Origin of the sequence: Lacibacterium aquatile, assembly GCF_042683105.1 — a bacterium.
Lineage (GTDB): Bacteria > Pseudomonadota > Alphaproteobacteria > Elsterales > Elsteraceae > Lacibacterium > Lacibacterium aquatile.
This window is the reverse complement of record NZ_JBHUIP010000016.1, coordinates 349,182-370,047: the sequence shown is the minus strand read 5'-3', so window position 1 is coordinate 370,047 and position 20,866 is coordinate 349,182. Positions and strand designations below refer to the sequence as shown.

Sequence of the window (20,866 nt, the reverse complement as noted above, 5' to 3'; positions counted from 1 at the left end):
ACACACTCCGCCGCGTCGGCAACGGCGCGGCGGTTTTCTTTGACCCCTTTTGCCTAAAAGGCTTCGAGGCAAGGCATGCAACGCCGCGTCGTTTATTCCAGCCGATTGCTGCCGCTGCTGTTCGTGGCTCCGCAGGTCGCAATCTGCCTGATCTTCTTCTACTGGCCCGCCGGGCAGGCCGTTCAGCAATCGCTGTTCCTTGAAGATCCGTTTGGCGGTTTCTCCGAATTCGTCGGGCTCGAGAATTTCACTCAGCTCTTCGGGCAGAAAGAATACGTCGAAAGCTTCGTCCGCAGCATGATCTACGGCACCCTGGTGTCCGTCATTTCGCTGTCGGTTGCCCTGCTGCTCGCGGTTGCGACCATGCGCGTCGCCCGGACCAGCGGACGTTTCTATCAGACCCTTATTCTCTGGCCCTATGCCGTTGCCCCCGCCATCGCAGGCGTGATGTGGATGTATGTCTTCCACCCGACCATCGGCGTGCTGGGCAAGGAAATGGTGCTGGCCGGTTGGGGCTGGAACTACATTCTGAAAGGCGATCAGGCTTTCGGCCTCGTGGTCTTCGCCGCCGCCTGGAAGCAGATCTCCTACAACTTCATCTTCTTCCTCGCAGGGCTCCAGGCGATCCCCAAGTCGCTGATCGAAGCCGCAGCCATCGATGGCGCAGGCCCGTTCAAGCGCTTCCGCGACATCGTCTTCCCGCTGCTGTCGCCGACCGGCTTCTTCCTGCTGGTCGTGAACATCGTCTATGCCTTCTTCGAGACCTTCGGCGTGATCCATGCGGTGACCCGTGGCGGTCCTGCCAAGTCGACCGAAATCCTGGTCTACAAGGTCTATCACGATGGCGTCGTCGGTCTTGATATCGGCGGTTCGGCGGCCCAGTCCGTCGTGCTGATGGTGCTGGTGATCGGCCTGACCGTCGTCCAGTTCAAATATGTCGAGCGGAAGGTCCACTACTAATGGTCGAGAATCGCCGCTGGCTGACCGTCCTTGCCCATGCCGTCCTGTGGCTGGGTGTCCTTATCATCGTGTTCCCCGTCTTCGTCACCCTGATGGCGTCGACCCAGAGCACCCAGCAGATCATGGTCGGCGCCATCTCGCTGGTGCCAGGCGACTCGGTCGCTCACAACTACTGGACCGCCCTTACCCAGGGCGCCACCGGCACCTCCAATAACGCCGCCTGGAAGATGATGCTAAATTCGGCCGTGGTCGCGATGCTGATCGCCTGCGGCAAGATCTTCCTGTCGCTGCTGGCCGCCTACGCGATCATCTTCTTCGCCCTGCCGCTGCGCATGGTTTGGTTCTGGCTGATCTTCCTGACCCTGATGCTGCCGGTCGAAGTGCGCATCCTGCCGACCTACAAGGTCATCAGCGATCTCGCCCTGCTGGATACCTACACCGGTCTGTCGCTGCCGCTGATCGCTTCGGCGACCGGGACGCTGCTGTTCCGGCAGTTCTTCATGACCCTGCCGAACGAACTGGTGGAAGCCGCCAAGATCGATGGCGCCGGGCCGTTCCGCTTCTTCAAGGACGTGGTGATCCCGCTCTCGAAGACGAACATCGCCGCCCTCTTCGTCATTCAGTTCATCTATGGCTGGAACCAGTACCTCTGGCCGCTGCTGATCACGACCAAGGGCGAGATGGAAACCATCGTCATCGGCATCCGCAAGATGATGGCCGACAATGACAGCATCACCGACTGGGGCGTCGTCATGGCCACGACGATGCTGGCGATGATCCCGCCTGTGCTGGTGGTGATCTTCATGCAGCGCTGGTTCGTCAAGGGCCTGGTCGACAACGAGAAATAACGCACCCGCGTATAAGGATAATCAGAATGGCAACCGTTACCCTTGCGGGCGTTAAGAAGAGCTTCGGCGACGCCCATATCCTCCACGGCATCGACTGCGCGATCCAGGACGGCGAATTCATCGTCATCGTCGGCCCGTCGGGCTGCGGCAAGTCCACCCTGCTGCGCATCGTCGCCGGTCTCGAGACCATGACCGCCGGCACCATCGAGATCGGTGGCCGGGTCGTGAATGATCTGGAGCCCAAGGATCGCGATATCGCGATGGTCTTCCAGAACTACGCGCTCTATCCCCACATGACCGTGGCGGAGAACATGGCCTATGGCCTGAAGAACCGCGGTATCGACAAGGAACAGATCGAAGCGCGTGTGCAGAACGCCGCCCAGATCCTGCAGCTTGGCCAATATCTGCCGCGTCGGCCCTCGCAGCTTTCGGGTGGTCAGCGTCAGCGCGTCGCCATGGGCCGTGCCATCGTGCGCGAACCGGCCTGCTTCCTGTTCGACGAACCGCTCTCGAACCTCGATGCCAAGCTGCGCGTGCAGATGCGCGTCGAGATCAAGAAGCTGCAGCAGAAGCTGGGCGTGACCTCGATCTATGTGACCCACGATCAGGTCGAAGCCATGACCATGGCCGACCGTCTGATCGTCATGAACGGTGGCCGGGCTGAACAGATCGGCAAGCCGCTCGATCTCTATGCCCGTCCGGCCTCACAGTTCGTGGCAGGTTTCCTGGGCTCGCCCGCGATGAATTTCGTTCCGGCAACCATCGGGTCCGATGGCGCGTCGGTCGAGCTTGCCGGTGGCATCCGCGTTCCGGTCGGCACCGGGGTTACGGGCAAGGCCGGGGCGCCGGTCGTGCTGGGCGTTCGCCCGGAACATCTGGAAGTCGCCGGTGAAGGCGCGCTGGCGGGTACGGTCGAAGTTGTCGAAGCCCTGGGCGCCGACACCCTGGTGCACGTGAAACTCGCCGGTGGCGAAAGCGTGATTGCCCGTTTCGACGGCTCGACCCAGGTTGCCGTCGGCGACAAGCTGACGCTGGCCCCCAATTCCAGCGATCTGCACCTCTTCGACAGCAACACAGGTCTGCGTCTTAACTGAATCGCTTGCGGTTGCAGAATTTTTGAGTATTTTAGGGGCATCGTCATAAGGCAGAAGTGTCTTATGACCACGCTTCTTACGAAGGGTGGGCCATTGGCCCACCTTTTTCTTTAGCGCTTCCGTCAAGGAAGCGAAGGGATGCCGGGCCTCGCCCATGGACGATAACGACGATATTCGCATTACGCCGGAGGCCCAGGGCCTGGCGACCAAGATTGAAGCGCTGATCGACCCGTCGCTCGAAGCGATGGGCTATGGTGTCGTGCGTGTGCAGCTGACGGGTGGCAAGCGCCCGACCCTGCAGATCATGGCCGAGCGTATCGACAACGCCCCGATGTCTGTCGACGATTGCGCCGATATCAGCCGCGCCAGCTCGGCCATTCTGGACGTCGAAGATATCATCACTGGCGCTTATCACCTGGAAGTCAGCTCGCCCGGTATCGACCGGCCGCTGACCAAACGCGGCGATTTCGCGCGCTTTGCCGGGTTCGAGGTCAAGATCGACGCCGATCGCCTGATCGATGGCCGCAAGCGGTTCAAGGGCCGCCTGCTGGGCGTCGATGATCAGGATATCGTCCGCCTGCGCGATGCGGGCATCGACTATTCCATCCCCCTGGGGTCCGTGGTGCGCGCCAAGCTGGTGCTGACCGACGATCTCCTGAAGAACTCTCCGGACCGCCCGGTCCTCTAGTTTTTAAGATCAACCGCCGCCTCCCGCGGCCCGCATGAACGTTAAGGACAACGAGCCGTGCAGACCCGAGTCGAACTGCTGCAAATTGCCGATGGCGTCGCCCGTGAAAAGGGCATCGACCGCGAAGAAGTGCTGATTGCCATGGAACAGGCCATCCAGAAGGCTGGCCGCTCCAAATATGGTATCGAGCATGACATCCGCGCCGAGATCGACCGCGGCAATGGCGAGATTTCGCTGCGCCGCTTCCGCGAAGTGGTCGCCGCTGTCGATAACGACGCGACGCAGATCAGCCTCGAAGAAGCGCAGGTTCGCAATCCGGAAGCCGAGGAAGGCGACTTCATTACCGATCTGCTGCCGCCGATCGAGTTTGGTCGCATTGCCGCGCAGACCGCCAAGCAGGTGATCGTGCAGCGCGTGCGCGATGCCGAGCGTGACCGCCAGTTCAAGGAATTCAAGGACCGCGTCGGCGAGATCATCAATGGTCTCGTGAAGCGTGTCGAATTCGGCAATGTCACCATCGACCTGGGCCGCGCCGAAGCCGTGCTGCGCCGTGACGAGCTGCTGCCGCGCGAAACCTTCCGCCCCGGTGACCGCGTGCGCGCCTATATCTATGACGTGCGCCGCGAACAGCGCGGCCCGCAGATTTTCCTGTCGCGCTCGCATCCGCAGTTCATGGCTAAGCTTTTCAGCCAGGAAGTGCCGGAAGTTTATGACGGCATCATCGAGATCCGCGCCGTTGCCCGCGATCCGGGCAGCCGCGCCAAGATCGCCGTGCTTTCGAACGACAGCTCGATCGATCCGGTCGGCGCCTGTGTCGGTATGCGCGGCAGCCGCGTGCAGGCCGTCGTCGGCGAACTGCAGGGCGAAAAGATCGACATCATCCCCTACTCGGTCGATCCCGCGACCTTCGTCGTCAATGCCCTGGCACCTGCCGAAGTTGCCAAGGTCGTGCTTGACGAAGCGACCAAGCGTATCGAAGTCATCGTTCCCGACGATCAGCTGTCGCTGGCCATTGGCCGTCGTGGTCAGAATGTGCGCCTTGCCGCCATGCTGACCGGCTGGGACATCGATATCATGACCGAGAAGGAAGAGTCGGAGCGCCGCAACGAAGAAGTTCGTGCCCGTTCGGAACTCTTCATCGAAGCCCTGGACGTTGACGAGCTCATTGCCCATCTGCTGGTCGGTGAAGGTTTCACCAGCCTCGAGGAAGTGGCCGAGGTCGAGACGGACGAGCTGGCCGGTATCGAAGGCTTCGACGAAGACGTCGCGGCAGAACTTCAGAACCGCGCCCGTGTCTATCTGGAGCAGCGCGACGTTGCCGATACCGAAAAGCGCATCGCGCTGGGTGTCGAAGACGCCATTGCCGCCCTGCCGCACCTCAAGTCGCGCATGCTGGTGAAGCTGGGCGAAAAGGGTGCCAAGACCCTGGATGACGTCGCCGATCTGGCCGCTGACGAACTGATCGAGATCGTCGGCGAACTGACCGAAGAAGAAGCGAACGAGACCATCATGGCCGCGCGCGCTCACTGGTTCGAGGGCGGCGAGCAGGCTTGACGCAGGAAGAGCCTAACGACGCGCCGGATCCCTCTGACGACCTGCCGGAGTTGCCCGAAAGCGGGCCGCACCGGCGGTGTGTCGGAACCGGCGAGGTCAAACTAAAAGACGAGCTGGTCCGGTGCGTGGTAGCTCCGGACGGCTCGCTGGTTCCCGACCTGGACGGCAAACTGCCGGGGCGTGGGCTCTATATCTCGCCGGATCTCGATGCGATCGCGGCGGCGGTTAAGAAAAAGGGATTTGCGCGCGCTGCTAAGCGTGCCGTGCAGGTCCCGGATGATCTGGCGGCGCGGCTCGAAAGGTTGATCGCGGGGCGCTGCGGTAGTTTATTGGGGCTCGCACGACGGGGCGGGCAGGTGGCGGCTGGTTACGACCAGGCCGAAAGCCTGCTGCGAAACGGAAAAGCAGCCTTGTTGTTACAGGCGGTCGACGCAGCTGAAGGGGGACGGTCAAAACTGGCCAATCTCGCCAAGGCAGTGGGCGCCGCGGAATGGTCGGTTTTGACCGCAGTCGAATTGGCAGCGCCATTCGGTCGCGATCATTTGGTGCATGTGGCTGTTGCCCGAGGCGGTTTAGCGTCGCGCTTGAAAAGCGAACTGACGCGTCTCTCTGGGCTGCGCGCGAAGGTTGGCTGAGAAGGACGTCGGAAAGAGCATGAGCAACGAGAACGAGCAAGGTAGCAAAAAGCCTCTGACCTTGGGCAGGGGCAAGCTCGAGCTCAAGAAGCCGATCGAACAGGCCAGCGTGCGCCAGAGCTTCTCGCACGGGCGTTCGAAGACGGTTCAGGTCGAAGTGCGCAAGCAGCGCCATGGTCAGGCTGACGCCGGTCAGTCGACGGCGGCGACGCCTGCGCCGACCCAACCTGCAGCAGCCCCCGCGTCGGTTGCAGCCCCTGCCGCGCCCGCGCCCGCAACTCCGGTGGCGCCCGCTCCGGCACCAACCCCAGTCGTTCAGGCGGCTGCTCCGGCTGTCGCACCGAACCCGTCGGCTCCGTCGCCCAATGTGCCGACGCAAGCTGGCGACAAGATCCCGGTCCGCCCGACCCAGACAGGTAAAACCGGCCGCGCCCTGGCGACTCTGACCGAAGAAGAACGGTCAGCCCGCGTCCGTGTGCTGCAGGAAGCCGCCAAGCGCGCCGAAGAAGACAAGATTCGCCTCGCCGAAGAAGCGCGCCTGAAGGCCATCGAAGACGCCAAGCGCGCGGAAGAGGAAAAGATCCGCGCCGCCGAAGAGGCTGTCCGCAAGGCCAAGGAAGAAGAAGAGCGCAAGATCCGCGAAGCCGAGGAAGCCGCCCGCGAGGCAGCGATGCCCAAGGTCGAGCCGAAGCCGATCGCCAATCCCGCCGCGCCGGGCGGCGTCGTCCGCACGACTGAACCGCCGAAGGTCGCTCCGCCGACCCAGGCCGTCGGCCGTCGCGCGGTCGAAGAAGAAGAAGACGAAGGCCCTGCCCGCGCTGCACCCAAGCGCGGCGCACCGCCGCCCGCCGCCGCCGCCAAGCGTCCGGCAGCCCCGCCCGCCAAGCGCGTGGATGATAAGCGTCGCGGCGGCAAGATGACCGTCACCCAGGCGCTGGATGGCGACGACAAGGTGCGCGTCCGTTCGGTCGCCTCCATGCGTCGTGCCCGTGAAAAAGAACGTCTGCGGATGATGCAGCGCGGTCAGGAGAAGATCCTGCGCGAAGTCATCATCCCCGATGCCATCACCGTTCAGGAACTTGCCTCGCGTATGGCCGAACGGGCCGCCGAGGTGATCAAGTCCCTGATGCGCATGGGCGTCATGGCGACTATCAACCAGGTGATCGACGGCGATACCGCCGAACTGATCGTCGCGGAATTCGGCCATACGCCGAAGCGCGCTTCGGAAGCCGACGTTTTGATCGGTCTGGGCGGCGGCGAGGACGATGCGGTCAATCTGTCCCCGCGTCCCCCGGTCGTCACTGTCATGGGTCACGTCGACCACGGCAAGACCTCGCTGCTTGACGCCCTGCGCTCGACCGACGTGGCTGCCCGCGAAGCCGGTGGCATCACCCAGCATATCGGTGCCTATCAGGTCCAGATGGAAGGCGGTCAGAAGATCACCTTCATCGATACCCCGGGCCACGAAGCCTTCACCGAAATGCGCGCCCGCGGTGCCAACGTCACGGATATCGTCATCCTGGTGGTGGCTGCCGACGATGGCATCATGCCGCAGACCGTCGAAGCCATTAAGCATGCCCAGGCAGCGAACGTGCCGCTGGTTGTCGCGATCAACAAGATCGACAAGCCGGATGCCAATCCGACCCGCGTCCATAACGAACTGCTGCAGCACGGCCTCGTCGTCGAAGAGCTGGGCGGCGATATCATCGCCGTGCCGGTGTCGGCCAAGGCCCGCACCAACCTCGACAAGCTTGAAGAAGCGATCCTGCTGCAGGCAGAAATCCTGGAGCTGACCGCCAATCCGGATCGTGCTGCCGAAGGTACCGTGGTCGAAGCCAAGCTGGATCGCGGTCGCGGTTCGGTGGCGACCGTCCTGGTTCAGCGCGGCACCCTGCGTGTCGGCGACATCTTCGTTGCCGGTACCGAATGGGGCCGTGTCCGCGCCCTGGTCAACGACCGTGGCGAACAGGTCAAGGAAGCCGGTCCCGCCTCGCCGGTCGAAGTCCTGGGTCTCCAGGGTACTCCGATGGCCGGTGACGAGCTGGTGGTCGTCGAGACCGAAGCCCGCGCCCGTGAGGTCTGCGAGTATCGTGCCCGCGTGAAGCGCGAAGCCGAAGTGAAGCGCGCCGCCCGCGGCACGGTTCAGGAAATGCTGTCGATGATTGCTGCCGGCGAAGCCAAAGAGCTGCCGATGGTGATCAAGTCGGACGTGCAGGGCTCGCTCGAAGCCATTTCGGCCTCGCTGGGCAAGCTCGGCACCGAAGAAGTCCAGGCACGCATCCTGTCGTCGGGCGTCGGTGCGGTTTCGGAAAGCGACGTGACGCTGGCCCGTGCCTCGAACGCGATGATCATCGCGTTCAACGTCCGCGCCAATGCCCAGGCCCGCGAACTGGCCCGCCGCGATGGTGTCGATATCCGCTACTACTCGATCATCTATAATGTGGTCGATGACGTGAAAGCGGCGCTGTCCGGCATGCTGTCGCCGGAAGTGCGTGAAAACTTCCTGGGCTATGCCGAGGTTCGCGAAGTCTTCAACATCACCAAGGTCGGGACCGTCGGCGGCTGCTTCGTCACCGAAGGCATCGTCAAGCGCGGCAACAAGGTTCGCCTGCTGCGCGACAACGTCGTCATTCACGAAGGCACCCTCAAGACTCTGCGTCGCTTCAAGGACGAAGTCCGTGAGGTTAAGCAAGGCTTCGAATGCGGTATGGCTTTCGAGAACTATAACGACCTTAAGGTTGGTGACGTGATCGAAGGCTTCGAAATGGTTGAAGAAGCCCGTACACTTTAATCTTACATCTCATACGCGATCAAACAGCCCCGCCCTGGAAACAGGAGCGGGGCTTTTGTTTAGGACTCACGCCCCGTTGCTTTTGAGAGGTACGCTATTCCGGAATAGATGAAAGAAGGGCGGCCAATGTTCTCCTGGGCCCGCACGGGCGCATTTCTGATTGGCGTGACGGTAACTGCCCAGGCTCAGGCGGACGGGTTGATCTTTGACGTTGTCGATCAGGTGGGCTGGACCTGCCCATCGAACGCCCGACCGACAATCTGCCTCATGCCCCCCTTCATCGATTTGCTCAGCCAGCGGTCCGGCATCAAGATCAGGCTCGAGAAGATGCCGCTGACCCGCATTTACGAACGCCTGCAGGCCGGTCAGTCCCAACTCGCCCACAGCCCGGCCATCGTGCCGGGGGTCGAATTTGTCGGCGAAAGCTTTACTGTCCCTTTGATCGCGGTCGGGCGATCCGGGATGTCGCTTGCCAAATATGATGATCTCTATCGGCTACGCGGTGTGGGCGTGATGCGCAAAGCCCGCTTCGGCCATAAGTTCGATACCGACCCCTTGATCACCAAGGTCGAAGTGGTCGAAGTCTCCACAGCCTTGCGCATGTTGGCTGCCGGGCGGCTCGATGCCGTGGTGACGACAGCGCTTTCGGTCGCCGCCCAGGCAAAAGAGGAGGATATGAGGCCAGTCTTTGGCAGCCGCCTCATCCTGGCGCAACTGCCTTTTTACGTTGTCGCCGCCGAGGGGCGGACTCAAGACCCGGCAATCCAGGCCGTCACTAAGGCGCTAGCCGAGATGAAAGCGGACGGTACGCTGGAGCGGCTGCTGGCTGATACCGTCGGCACCGCCCTGACCCAATAAGGCCTCAAGTAGCGCAAAGCGCGATAGGCAAAATACCAGCCTCAAGTAGCGCAAGGCGCGGTAGGCCATATAGGGCAGGACCCGCACAAAGATTGACAGCGCCGTCCTTGCGGTGTTTCTACCCGGATCTTGTTCACCAACGATTGTAGAATGCCATGACCCGCTCCAAGGGGGGTTCGGGGCCGTCGCCCCGTCAGCTGAAAGTCGGCGAGGAAGTCCGCCACGCCATGACGCGGATCCTGACCCGCGACGGGCTGCGCGATCCGGTGTTGACCGGCGTCACCATCATGGTGACCGAAGTCCGCATGTCGCCCGATATGCGCCACGCCACCTGCTTCGTCGCCCCGCTGGGTTCGATGCCTGATGGCGGGACGACCGCCGATCTGGTCAAGGCCTGCAAGCGGGCCAGCGCCTATATGCGCGGCCAGCTGGCGCGGGAGGTCAATCTGCGCTTCGTGCCGGAACTGGCTTTCCAGGCCGATACATCCTTCGATCAGGCCGCCCGCATCGGCGCGCTCTTAAGCGAACCCAAGGTCCGCGCCGATCTGCCGGAAGACGATACGGCCGAAGATGGCGAGGACGATGGCAAGGCGTCGTAAGGGCGAGGCCATTCACGGCTGGCTGGTAATCGACAAGCCCCTGGGTCTGTCGTCGGCTGCCGTTGTCGGCAAGGCCAAACGGCTGCTGAATGCCGCCAAGGTCGGCCATGGCGGAACGCTCGACCCATTGGCGAGCGGGCTGCTGCCGCTGGCCTTCGGGGAAGCGACCAAGACGGTCGCCTATGCGATGGATGGCGCGAAATCCTACCGCTTCACGGTCCGCTGGGGTGAAGCCCGCTCTACGGATGATGCCGAGGGTGAGGTTATCGCCACCAGCGACAGCCGCCCGACCGAAGCAGATATCCGTGCGATCCTGCCCCGCTTCATCGGCGATATCTCGCAGATGCCGCCCGCTTTTTCAGCTCTGAAGGTCGATGGGCAGCGCGCCTATGATCTGGCCCGCGACGGCGAAATACCGGAACTGGCTGCACGAACGGTGCGCATCGACGATCTGCGCCTGATCCGCGTGATCGACGCCGATAATGCCGAGTTCGAGGTGGATTGCGGCAAAGGTACCTACGTTAGGGCTTTGGGACGCGATTTCGGCCAGATCTTGGGGTGTTTTGGATATATTGCCGCCCTGCGCCGCACGCGGGTCGGCCCCTTCACCGAAAAACATGCGATTTCGCTGGACTCAAGTCCCGAATCCAACGATCTTGCGCCGCTATCGGAACGCCTGCTTCCGCTCATGACCGTGCTGGACGACATCCTGGCTCTGGCCGTGACGGAGGAAGAGGCGAAGCGCCTGGCTCAAGGGCAGCCGGTGATGCTGGAACCCTCCCGCATCCCCCCTGACCTACCCCAGACCGACGAGAATATTGCCATTGCGACCTGCGGTGAAACGCCTGTCGCCCTGGTGACGTTCGAAGCCGGTGTTCTTCGTCCACAGCGGGTGTTCAACCTCTAGATTTGAAAGGACCATCCGATGTCGATTACTGCAGAACGTAAGCAAGAGCTTATCAAAGAATACGCCACCGGCGAATATGACACGGGTTCGCCCGAAGTGCAGATCGCGATCCTGTCGGAGCGCATCCGCAACCTCACCGACCACCTCGGCACGCACAAGAAGGATTTCCATTCGCGTCGCGGTCTGCTGGTCCTGGTCGGTCAGCGTCGTCGCCTGCTGGATTACGTGAAGGGCAAGAGCCAGTCGCGTTACGAAGGTCTGATTAAGCGTCTCGGCCTGCGCCGTTAATGGCTGCTGGCTTCTCGCTAGATCGGAAATAAGACGTGCGACCCGCTACCGGCTTCGGTGGCGGGTCGTAGTCTATTTTGCTAAGGCCCTTTACGGGCGCCTACCGGCCCTTGGCCTACTTGAGGCGCGTTGTTCCTGGCCGATGCATCGAAATGCTGCCGCCGAGCCATCGTTCGGCGGGCAGGGTGTCGCGGACCGCACCCTGGAAAATTTGAAGGTCCGGGGCGTTTGGGGCCACTCCCACCCGCCCACATGAATGGGAAGGACGATTAGATGTTCACTATCCACAAAAAAGAGATCATGTGGGGCGGCCGTAAGCTGACCCTCGAAACCGGCCGCATCGCGCGCCAGGCCGATGGTTCGGTCCTCGCCACCTATGGCGACACCGCCGTGCTCTGCACCGTGGTCTATGCAAAGGCTCAGAAGCCGGGTCAGGACTTTTTCCCGCTGACCGTCAACTATCAGGAAAAGACCTTCGCCGCCGGTAAGATCCCGGGCGGCTTCTTCAAGCGCGAAGGCCGTCCTTCCGAAAAGGAAGTGCTGGTTTCGCGTCTGATCGATCGTCCGATCCGTCCGCTGTTCGTCGATGGTTTCCGCAATGAAGTGCAGGTCGTCTGCACCGTGCTCAGCCACGATCTGGAAAACGATCCCGATATCGTCGCCATGGTTGGCGCGTCGGCTGCCCTGACCCTGTCGGGCGCCCCGTTCCTGGGTCCGATCGGCGCTGCGCGCGTTGCTTACATCGACGGCCAGTATGTCCTGAACCCGACCGCCAAGCAGTCGCTCGAATCGTCCCTCGACCTCGTTGTCGCCGGTACGACCGAAGGCGTGCTGATGGTCGAATCGGAAGCCAAGGAACTCAGCGAAGACGTGATGCTGAGCGCCGTGACCTACGGTCACAAGGAATTCCAGGCCGTCATCGAAGCGATCATCGATCTCGCCCAGAAGGCCGCCAAGGACCCCTACGAGATGCCGGAACCGGCCGCTGAAGAAGCTGTCGTTGCCAAGCGTCTGTCGGAAGTCGCCCGCAAGGATCTGGCCACTGCCTATACCGAAACGGTGAAGCAGCAGCGTTACAAGAACGTCGGCGAAGTCAAAAAGAAGGCCATCGAGACCCTGGTCGCCGAAGGTCTGCCTGCCGATCTCGCCGCCTCCAAGTTCAAGGACCTGGAAGCCGACGTCGTGCGCGGCAACATCCTCGCCACCAAGAAGCGCATCGACGGCCGTGACCTCGTAACCGTCCGCCCGATCCTGGCCGAAGTCGGCGTGCTGCCGCGCGCCCATGGTTCGACCCTGTTCACCCGCGGCGAAACCCAGGCGCTGGTCGTTGCCACCCTGGGCACCGGTCAGGACGAGCAGGTCATCGACGCGCTGGCCGGCGAATACCGCGAAAACTTCATGCTGCACTATAATTTCCCGCCGTATTCGGTCGGTGAAACGGGCCGTATGGGTTCGCCGGGCCGCCGCGAAATCGGTCATGGCAAGCTGGCATGGCGCGCGGTTCACCCGCTGCTCCCGGCCAAGGAAAAGTTCCCGTACACCCTGCGTGTCGTGTCGGAAATCACCGAATCGAACGGTTCGTCGTCGATGGCCACCGTCTGCGGCACCTCGCTGGCGCTGATGGACGCCGGTGTGCCGCTGGAACGCCCGGTTGCCGGTATCGCCATGGGTCTGATCAAGGAAGGCGACCAGTTCGCCGTTCTGTCGGACATCCTGGGTGACGAAGATCACCTCGGCGATATGGACTTCAAGGTCGCCGGGACCGAAAAGGGCATCACCGCCCTGCAGATGGACATCAAGATCACCTCGATCACCGAAGAGATCATGAAGATCGCCCTGGGCCAGGCCCAAGGCGGCCGCCTGCACATCCTGGGCGAGATGGCGAAGGCCCTGACCGTTGCCCGTGGCACCGTGTCCTCGAATGCCCCGCGCATCACCGTCATCCAGATCAACAAGGACAAGATCCGCGACGTGATCGGTTCGGGCGGCAAGGTGATCCGCGAGATCACCGAAACCACCGGCACCAAGATCGACATCGAAGACGACGGCACGATCAAGGTTGCAGCCACGGACGATGAGAAGGCCAAGGCCGCCATCGACTGGATCAAGGGCATCGTCGCCGAACCCGAACTGGGCGTGATCTACAACGGTAAGGTCGTGAAGACCGTCGATTTCGGCGCCTTCGTGAACTTCCTGGGCAGCCGTGACGGCCTCGTCCATATCTCGGAACTGGCCGCCTCGCGCGTTGCCAAGACCGACGACGTGGTGAAGGTCGGCGACGCCGTGAAGGTCAAGGTCCTGGGCTTCGACGATCGCGGCAAGATCAAGCTGTCGATGAAGTCGGTCGACCAGGCCACTGGCGAAGACATCTCGAAGAAGAAGGAAGAGCCGTCGGCCTAACGGCTCGGTTCTCCCGACGAAGACAGACCCCGCCCTAACCGGCGGGGTTTTGTTTTGCCGGAACCTCCGTCCTCGCTAGGATCGGAACGATGGCACGGGAAGAAATCGTAACCTTCGAGGTGGAAGGCGAAGCTGTCGTCGGCACCTTGCGGCTTGCCGGTGGCAATGCCTCGCCCGTCGTGCTTCTGCTGCATGGTTTCGCTGGCACCAGGGACGAGCTGGCGACACCGGCCCTTGGCATGGGGATCTTCGCCTACGTCGCCGAGCGACTTGAAACTCTCGGCTTTTCCAGCCTGCGGATCGATTTCCGGGGGTCAGGAGAGAGCGGCGGCCGGTTTGCCGATACGACCTATAGCTGCCAGATCGCCGATTGCGTCGCTGCGATGGAGTTTATAGCAGCACATCCTGCGATCGATCCTTCCCGCCTCTACCTGCTGGGCTGGAGCCAGGGCGGGCTGGTCGCCGCCGTCACTGCCGGACAGACGAACCGGCCAGCCGGGATCGCGCTGTGGGCCGCCGTGGGTGAACCCGCCGTGTCCTTTCCCACCCTCATTGGACAGGAAGCCTATCAGCGCGGCCTTGCCAGCGACCGGCCCGTGGACATTCAGATGCCGTGGGGCGCGAGTCTGACGCTTGGCCCCGCTTTCTTTGCCGAGGTGGCGGCGATGGATCCTTTGACCCATATCGCCGCCTATCGCGGGCCAGCTTTCTTTGCCGAAGGCACCCTGGATCGCGCCATCGCCGTCGGGACAGCCGGGAAATTCGCAGCGGCGCATCGCGGGCCTCAAGAGCTCTGGACCGCCCCGATGGATCACGCTTTCAACAGCGGCACCACCCGCGAGACGCTCGACGATCTGATCGCCGCCACGGCGGCTTTCTTCACCCGCACGCCTGCGACCTAGTTTGTAGTTTGCAGTGCTCTTGGCGGACATTTCCCCTAAGCTCGCCGCCATGCTGACCCGCTCCGATATCCGTTTCGATCTTTTGAGCCTGCTGCCCCAAGGCTGGCGCCCCTATGCGGCGCTGGCGCGGCTCGACCGGCCTATCGGAACCTGGCTGCTGCTGCTGCCCTGCTGGTGGGGGCTGGCGCTGGCCGGGAACCTCAGCCCCCTGCCCTATCTGATGTTCGCCATCGGGGCTGTTGCCATGCGGGGGGCTGGCTGCACGATCAATGATCTCGCCGATGTGGAGTTCGACCGGCAGGTTGCCCGCACCGCGCAGCGCCCGCTGCCCTCCGGGGCCGTCAGCAAACGGCAGGCGCTGGTGTTCCTGGCGGCCCAGATGCTGGTCGGGCTTGCGGTGCTGGTGACCTTCAATCTGCCGACCATCCTCTGGGCCTTCGGATCGGTCGCGATCATCATCGCCTACCCCTTCATGAAGCGCTTTACCAACTGGCCGCAGTTCGTCCTGGGCCTCGCCTTCAACTGGGGGGCGCTGCTGGGCTGGACTGCGAGCTTCGGTGCCCTGCACTGGCCAGCCCTGGCGCTCTATGCAGCAGGTATCCTCTGGACCCTCGGCTACGACACGATCTATGCCCACCAGGACAAGGACGATGACGAGCGGATCGGCGTGAAATCCACCGCCCTTCATTTCGGATCCGAAACAAAATTCTGGATCTCCGGCTTCTATGCCGCGACCCTTCTGCTGCTGGGCCTGGCCTGCTGGGGCGCCGGGGTACCGGCCTGGGCGAGTGCTCTGGCCCTGATCGGCATGGGCGGGCATTTCCTCTGGCAGCTGGTCTGGCTCGATATCGACAATCCGGACAATTGCCTGACCCTGTTCAAATCAAATCGCTTCGCGGGCGGGCTGTTCCTGCTGCCGCTGCTGATAGCCGGGGCCCTGGCATGACAATCGATCCCGCCGCTTTCATCCGTGCCGAGACGCTTCTGAAGCCCCTGGAGTTTGTCCCCGAGCTGCGTCTGCATCTGGCCGATGTCGCCGTGGACCTGTGGCAGGCGACCGAGGAAACCCTCGAAAAAACTGGACTGCCGCCGCCCTATTGGGCTTTTGCCTGGCCCGGCGGACAGGGGCTGGCGCGCTATCTGCTCGATCATCCCGCCATCGTCGCAGGCAAGCGGGTGGTCGATCTGGGCGCAGGGTCGGGCCTGACGTCCCTGGCGGCCGCCAAGGCCGGCGCGGCTTCGGTGCTGGCTGTCGATATCGACGTCTTTGCCTTAGCCGCGATTCAGCTGAATGCCGCCGCCAACGGCGTCACCATCGCCACCAGCGATGCCGACCTGATGGCCGAGCCTTTGAAAGACTGCGATCTGCTGCTGATCGGCGATCTCTGTTACGAGCGCCCCCTGGCCGAGCGGGTGACGACCTGGGCGAGGGCGCAGGCCGCGCGCGGCATTCCCGTGCTGCTGGCGGATCCCGGCCGCGCCTACCTGCCGGAAACCGGCCTGCAACGCATCACCACCTATACGATCCCGACGAACCTGGACCTTGAGGACCACGAGAGCCGGGAAACCGCAATCTTCCGACTGATGGCCCCCTGATGACCTTGATACCGACCGTGCTTGCCGTCTGTTTTGCCCTGCTGGGGCTGGTGCATCTCTATTGGGGTTTGGGCGGCAAGATTGGCAAAGCTGCCGCCATTCCGACTTTGCCCGACGGTAGGCCCGTCTTTCACCCCAAACCTCGGGGGACGCTTCTTATCGCCGTCAGCCTGTTCGCCATCGCGGCCGTGGCGTGGCGCCTGGGCATGGTGCCACCGCCGGGCGACATCATCCGCTATAGCGGTACCGCTATCGGCGCCCTGCTGCTGTTCCGGGGCATTGGTGAGCGCCGGTACCTGGGCCTGCTGAAGCGGATCCGGGGTACTCGCTTTGCGACCCTCGACACGCTGTTTTATTCGCCGTTCTGCATCGCATCCGGCATCGGCTTCATGATCTTGACCGCTTAGGCGGCCCCTTACGTTGCCCGGCGGTAAAACGCCAGCGATCCCGCCAGGGTCAGCAAGGCACCGCCGCTGATCCGGTCGAGCCAGAGGGCGCCGCGCGCCTTCAGCAACCGCACCGCCTGCGACCCGAAGACCGCATAGCCCAGCATCACCAGCGTATCGACCGCCCCGGCCACCAGGGCGAGGGTGAGATATTGCGGCGCCTGGGGCAGATCGAGGTTCACGAACTGCGGCAGGAAGGCCGAGAAGAAGAGATACCCCTTTGGATTGGTCACCGCGACCAGGAAGCTTTTCAGGAAGATCCGGCGCCCCGACCCCACGTTGCCTGACCCCGTGCTGCCTTCCGCCGCCTGAGCCAAAGCCCCGTCCAGCGAGCCTTTGGAGCGCAGCAGCATGATCCCCAGGAAGGCGAGATAGACAACGCCGATCCATTTGACGACCGTGAACCAGAATTCCGACGCCGCCAGCAGCGCACCCAGCCCCAGGGCCACCGCACCGATCAGCACAAAGTCCGACGCCACCGCCCCGGCCATGCCCGGCAGTGCCCGCTTCACCCCGAAGCGCGACCCGTTGGTCATCGCCAGCAGCACCGTCGGCCCAGGGGTCGCCGCCCCAACAAAGAACGCAAAGCCGAAGGCCAGGATCGTCAGAATGCTCATGATCTAGGCCCTCGGACCAAAGGCCGGATAGGGCTCCAGCGGCGTCACCGCGACCAGTTCGAGCAGATTGGCCGCCAGCATCGGCAGAGTCTGCAGCTTGGCCCGCACCTCGGCCTCATCCGCCGCTTCGACCAGCATCACCGCGCCCGGCATATCGCCGCGCCGCCAGATCTGCCGCACGAAACCTTCCGCATACATCTCGCGCACCCGCTCCTGCTCCGGCGGGAACCAGGGCTCGAACTCCTCGGGCGACAGGGCTTCGACACGACGGCGAATCAGGATGAAGAACTGCATGACGATGACTCGACTACTTCTTTTTGAAAATCAGGATTAGAAGCAGGATCACAATCCCTATCGGGGTGCAAAGGAAAAACAAGAGGCCAAGTCCAGCCAAAAACATAGAAGAAACTATAATCGGAGAAACATATGTGACAAAAAATAGAAGTGCAGCAAACCTCAGCTTTCCCTTTAAATCATAGACCTCCCGGAACGCCTTATCCAGCTTTGAATTGAAAAATAGAAATAAAATCAAGAAAAGACTTACAAATATTATATTATAGATTTTATTTTCTGCGGTTATTAGAAATGGATTCGCACTTAAGAACAATACAAATGACACTATAGCCGAAATTATGAGATAACCCTTTATATCACGCTTCAAAGCCTCCGCAGAGTCAGTGCCGATTGTAAGCCGTCTCTCATTCGTCGAAGTCACTATAGTTCCTCTGCTCAGATACCAATTCTTCGATAAGCCAGTGCCTCGGCTACGTGAAGCCGCCCAACCCGCGCCTCGCCCGCCAGATCGGCCAGAGTGCGTGCCACCCGCAGGGTGCGGGCATAGCCACGGGCGGAAAGCTTCAGACGGTCGATGGCTTCGGTCAACAGGGTACGCCCGGCAGCGTCCGGTTCAGCCACTTTGAGCAGCAGATCGCCATCGGCCTCGGCATTGGTGGCGATATCGGGACTATCGGCATAGCGATCTGTCTGGATCGCCCTGGCTTTGGCAACCCGCGATGCCACCTCGCGGCTACCTTCTCGCGGGGGCGGCAGGGTCAGGTCGGCGGCGGAGACTGCCGGAACCTCCACATGCAGGTCGATGCGATCCAGCAGCGGCCCGGACAGCTTGGCCTGGTAATCGACGGCACAGCGCGGGGCCTTGCCACAGGTGCGCGAGGGGTCGGCCAGATGCCCGCAGCGGCAGGGATTCATGGCGGCGACCAGCTGCAGGCGCGCCGGATAGGTCACATGGGCATTGGCCCGCGCGACCGAGACCTTGCCGGTTTCCAGCGGCTGCCGCAGGGCTTCCAGGGCGCCGCGCTGGAATTCCGGCAGCTCGTCCAGGAACAGGATGCCGGCATGGGCAAGGCTGATCTCCCCCGGCCGCGCCCGGTGCCCACCGCCGACCAATGCCGGGACCGAGGCCGAGTGATGGGGATCGCGGAAGGGCCGCCGCGTCAGCAGCCGCCCGCCCTCCAGCTGACCCGCAATCGAATGCACCATGCTGACGGTCAAGGCTTCGCGCGGGGTGAGTTGCGGCAGGATGCCGGGCAGACGCGCCGCCAGCATCGATTTGCCCGACCCTGGAGGCCCGATCATCAACATATTGTGTTCGATAATCCTTTCCAATCGACGCGGCTCCAGCACGACGCTAGGCTCAGTGGCCCCCCACCGTCCCCGCGTGAAACGACAGCATGGCAAAAGCCCGCATCTACAGCTACCTCCGCTTCAGCTCCCCCCAGCAAAAGCGAGGCGATTCCAAGCGCCGTCAGAACGAGTTGATCAAGGAATGGGCCGAGAAGCTAAAGCTGGAAATCGCCGAGGCCTACATGGACGAAGGCGTCTCGGCATACAGCGGTGCCAACATCGCCGACGGCGGCGCCCTGGGCGTCTTCCTGGCGAAGGTTAAGGCCGGCGAGATCCCACGGGGCTCCGTACTGGTGGTCGAATCTCTTGATCGCCTGTCCCGCCAGGCACCACTCGACGCTCTTCCAATCTTCACAGCACTGCTCAACGCGGGGGTGTCGATCGTCACAGGCGGGGACGGTCAGCACTTCACCCGCGAGTCGATCAACAAGGACAGTTTCCTGCTGTTCGGCTCGATCATGGTGATGGCGCGCGCCCATGAGGAATCGAAGACAAAGTCCAAGCGCCTAACTGCAGCCTGGACCGAGAAACGCAAGAAGGCCCAGGAACATCTCGAGCCGATGACCCGGATCGTGCCGGCCTGGATCCGCATGGTCCAAGAACGCGGAACCAAGCGGTTCGAGCTGATCCCCGAACACGTCCGCATCGTCGAGCGCATCTTCCGCGAGGCTACCAATGGCCTAGGCCGCCACACGATCGCGAAGCAGCTAAACGAAGAGGGCGTGCCCGTCTTTGGACGCGGCCAAGCCTGGCACAGTTCCTACATCATCAAGATCCTGGAAAACGATGCCACCATTGGGACCTACCACCCGCACAAGATGGAGGTCATCGAGAGCACCGATCCCACGAAGCCGGATAAAAAGCGACGGAAGCCGGTTGGACCACCCATCAAGAACTTCTACCCACCCGCCATCAGCGAAGACCTGTGGTACGCCGCGCAATCAGCGCTGAGAGGTCGCGCCCTGCTGCAGCTGAAGGGGCGGACCGGGGCCAAAGCGGGCTCACCCTTTGGCGGCCTGGCCGTGTGCGGCGGATGCGGGTCCGCCCTGATCAGTTGGACCGCCGGGGAAGGCGGGCGGCTGAAAAACGGACGTCTCGTCCGAAAGCTGATCTGCGCCGGCCACCGCCGTGGGATCAGCTGCACGACCCCGACCCGACACGAGCAGTCCACCACCATCGATGCGGTCTTCAACGCCTTGCGCGCCTTCCACGCCTATCATGGCGTCCAGGACGAGACGCCAGTGCTGATGGGCCAAATCGATGCCAAGAAAGCCGAGATTGCCAAGCTGCGCGACGGGAATAAGCAGCTCATCGAGTTCATCAAGACCCAGGCGATGGACAATGAGCAAATCAGAGATGAGATGAACGCTGCCAACGCTCAGATAAAAGAGTGCCAGGCTGAAATCGGCCGTCTCCACACCGCGATAGAAACCACCGCGGCGGCCCAAGACGATAAGGCCCACCTGACCAATTTGCAGGTCTTCCGGGAGGCCTTCCAAGCCGAAGAACTGGGCCAGGACACGCCCGAGCACCAAAGCCACCGTCAAAAAGCGGCGGTTATCCTGCGCCGGCACGTCTCCCGGATCGTCGTAGACCTGGACTCTGAGATCGACCTCTGGGGCTATTGGATCACCCCCAAGACCGCTGACGGCCAGCCCGATCTGAAGAATACCTTTCTGATTCCAACCATGGGCGACGATCACCTCGACTGGTCTGACGAACACCTGTTTGGCTTCGCGCAGCTGGTGGCCGACAGCGTCATCATGCGCCTCCAGGAACCGGATCTACCAGATGACCGGCGCGACTATCTCCGGCACGAGCTTTTGAGGGCCCTCGCGATGTCGCCCGAGTTAAGGCGGGAACCCTATCTGTCAGCGGTCGCACCGCTGACAGGCTATGACCAGTCGCCGTTTGACCGGTTCGTACGCGATCTGGAAGCTGGGAAATACAATGATGAACTTGCAGAGATCGGAGGTTGAAAGCCAGGATTCATGCGGGCTTCAGCCTTGCTTTGCCCCTTAAAAACTTGAAAGACTGAC

General features: G+C 62.4%; 19 protein-coding genes and 1 pseudogene. 17 read left to right on the top strand and 3 right to left on the bottom strand.

Going from position 1 to position 20,866, the window contains the following annotated elements; translation table 11 throughout:
• Positions 1-75: 75 nt before the first annotated feature.
• The 16 genes from ugpA to ACFSM5_RS21245 all read left to right on the top strand — a co-directional run bounded on the left by ugpA (position 76) and on the right by ACFSM5_RS21245 (position 16,527).
• Entirely contained in the window at positions 76-960 is an 885-nt protein-coding gene (ugpA, locus tag ACFSM5_RS21320) for a sn-glycerol-3-phosphate ABC transporter permease UgpA (RefSeq protein ID WP_379878817.1), read from the top strand.
• On the top strand, positions 960-1,808 hold the full coding sequence (gene ugpE / locus ACFSM5_RS21315; protein ID WP_379878815.1) for a sn-glycerol-3-phosphate ABC transporter permease UgpE: 849 nt from the start codon (positions 960-962) through the stop codon (positions 1,806-1,808). The genes ugpA and ugpE overlap by 1 nt, the downstream gene beginning before the upstream one ends.
• A gap of 26 nt (positions 1,809-1,834) precedes the next feature.
• Positions 1,835-2,902 carry a sn-glycerol-3-phosphate import ATP-binding protein UgpC gene (locus ACFSM5_RS21310; protein WP_379878812.1) on the top strand — a complete coding sequence of 356 codons (1,068 nt, stop codon included), beginning with the start codon at positions 1,835-1,837 and terminating at the stop codon, positions 2,900-2,902.
• 154 nt (positions 2,903-3,056) lie between these two features.
• On the top strand, positions 3,057-3,590 hold the full coding sequence (gene rimP / locus ACFSM5_RS21305; RefSeq protein ID WP_379878809.1) for a ribosome maturation factor RimP: 534 nt from the start codon (positions 3,057-3,059) through the stop codon (positions 3,588-3,590).
• 57 nt (positions 3,591-3,647) lie between these two features.
• Entirely contained in the window at positions 3,648-5,144 is a 1,497-nt protein-coding gene (gene nusA / locus ACFSM5_RS21300) for a transcription termination factor NusA (protein ID WP_379878807.1), read from the top strand.
• A complete protein-coding gene (locus tag ACFSM5_RS21295; protein WP_379878805.1) occupies positions 5,141-5,779 on the top strand; it encodes an RNA-binding protein in 639 nt (212 codons plus the stop codon). The genes nusA and ACFSM5_RS21295 overlap by 4 nt, the downstream gene beginning before the upstream one ends.
• A gap of 19 nt (positions 5,780-5,798) precedes the next feature.
• Positions 5,799-8,570: a translation initiation factor IF-2 gene (gene infB / locus ACFSM5_RS21290; RefSeq protein WP_379878803.1), complete on the top strand. Its 2,772-nt coding sequence runs from the start codon at positions 5,799-5,801 to the stop codon at positions 8,568-8,570.
• Between the two features lie 126 nt (positions 8,571-8,696).
• A complete protein-coding gene (locus ACFSM5_RS21285) occupies positions 8,697-9,428 on the top strand; it encodes a substrate-binding periplasmic protein (RefSeq protein ID WP_379878801.1) in 732 nt (243 codons plus the stop codon).
• Between the two features lie 155 nt (positions 9,429-9,583).
• On the top strand, positions 9,584-10,027 hold the full coding sequence (gene rbfA, locus ACFSM5_RS21280) for a 30S ribosome-binding factor RbfA (protein WP_379878799.1): 444 nt from the start codon (positions 9,584-9,586) through the stop codon (positions 10,025-10,027).
• Positions 10,011-10,934, top strand: coding sequence for a tRNA pseudouridine(55) synthase TruB (gene truB, locus ACFSM5_RS21275; RefSeq protein WP_379878797.1), 924 nt, complete (start codon positions 10,011-10,013; stop codon positions 10,932-10,934). Before rbfA ends, truB begins: the two co-directional genes overlap by 17 nt.
• A gap of 18 nt (positions 10,935-10,952) precedes the next feature.
• A complete protein-coding gene (gene rpsO, locus ACFSM5_RS21270) occupies positions 10,953-11,222 on the top strand; it encodes a 30S ribosomal protein S15 (RefSeq protein ID WP_379878795.1) in 270 nt (89 codons plus the stop codon).
• 273 nt (positions 11,223-11,495) lie between these two features.
• Positions 11,496-13,622 carry a polyribonucleotide nucleotidyltransferase gene (gene pnp, locus ACFSM5_RS21265; RefSeq protein ID WP_379878793.1) on the top strand — a complete coding sequence of 709 codons (2,127 nt, stop codon included), beginning with the start codon at positions 11,496-11,498 and terminating at the stop codon, positions 13,620-13,622.
• A gap of 89 nt (positions 13,623-13,711) precedes the next feature.
• Positions 13,712-14,524: an alpha/beta hydrolase family protein gene (locus ACFSM5_RS21260; protein WP_379878791.1), complete on the top strand. Its 813-nt coding sequence runs from the start codon at positions 13,712-13,714 to the stop codon at positions 14,522-14,524.
• A 19-nt stretch (positions 14,525-14,543) separates the two neighbouring features.
• Positions 14,544-15,470, top strand: a complete 927-nt coding sequence (ubiA, locus tag ACFSM5_RS21255) for a 4-hydroxybenzoate octaprenyltransferase (RefSeq protein WP_379878789.1) — start codon at positions 14,544-14,546, stop codon at positions 15,468-15,470.
• Positions 15,467-16,120, top strand: a complete 654-nt coding sequence (locus ACFSM5_RS21250; protein ID WP_379878787.1) for a class I SAM-dependent methyltransferase — start codon at positions 15,467-15,469, stop codon at positions 16,118-16,120. The genes ubiA and ACFSM5_RS21250 overlap by 4 nt, the downstream gene beginning before the upstream one ends.
• Entirely contained in the window at positions 16,120-16,527 is a 408-nt protein-coding gene (locus tag ACFSM5_RS21245; RefSeq protein WP_379878785.1) for a DUF3995 domain-containing protein, read from the top strand. The genes ACFSM5_RS21250 and ACFSM5_RS21245 overlap by 1 nt, the downstream gene beginning before the upstream one ends.
• Before the next feature lie 8 nt (positions 16,528-16,535).
• Here the strand turns inward: ACFSM5_RS21245 and ACFSM5_RS21240 are convergent, their stop codons facing one another.
• The 3 genes and pseudogenes from ACFSM5_RS21240 to ACFSM5_RS21230 form a co-directional block, all read right to left on the bottom strand.
• Complete coding sequence (locus ACFSM5_RS21240) at positions 16,536-17,183, bottom strand: LysE family translocator (protein ID WP_379878783.1); 648 nt, start codon at positions 17,181-17,183, stop codon at positions 16,536-16,538.
• Between the two features lie 3 nt (positions 17,184-17,186).
• Complete coding sequence (locus tag ACFSM5_RS21235) at positions 17,187-17,477, bottom strand: muconolactone Delta-isomerase family protein (protein ID WP_379878781.1); 291 nt, start codon at positions 17,475-17,477, stop codon at positions 17,187-17,189.
• A gap of 435 nt (positions 17,478-17,912) precedes the next feature.
• A pseudogene (locus ACFSM5_RS21230) lies at positions 17,913-18,791 on the bottom strand (YifB family Mg chelatase-like AAA ATPase); the annotation flags it as partial.
• Between the two features lie 83 nt (positions 18,792-18,874).
• Here ACFSM5_RS21230 and ACFSM5_RS21225 point away from each other — a divergent pair.
• On the top strand, positions 18,875-20,806 hold the full coding sequence (locus ACFSM5_RS21225; protein WP_379878779.1) for a recombinase family protein: 1,932 nt from the start codon (positions 18,875-18,877) through the stop codon (positions 20,804-20,806).
• Positions 20,807-20,866 lie beyond the last annotated feature (60 nt).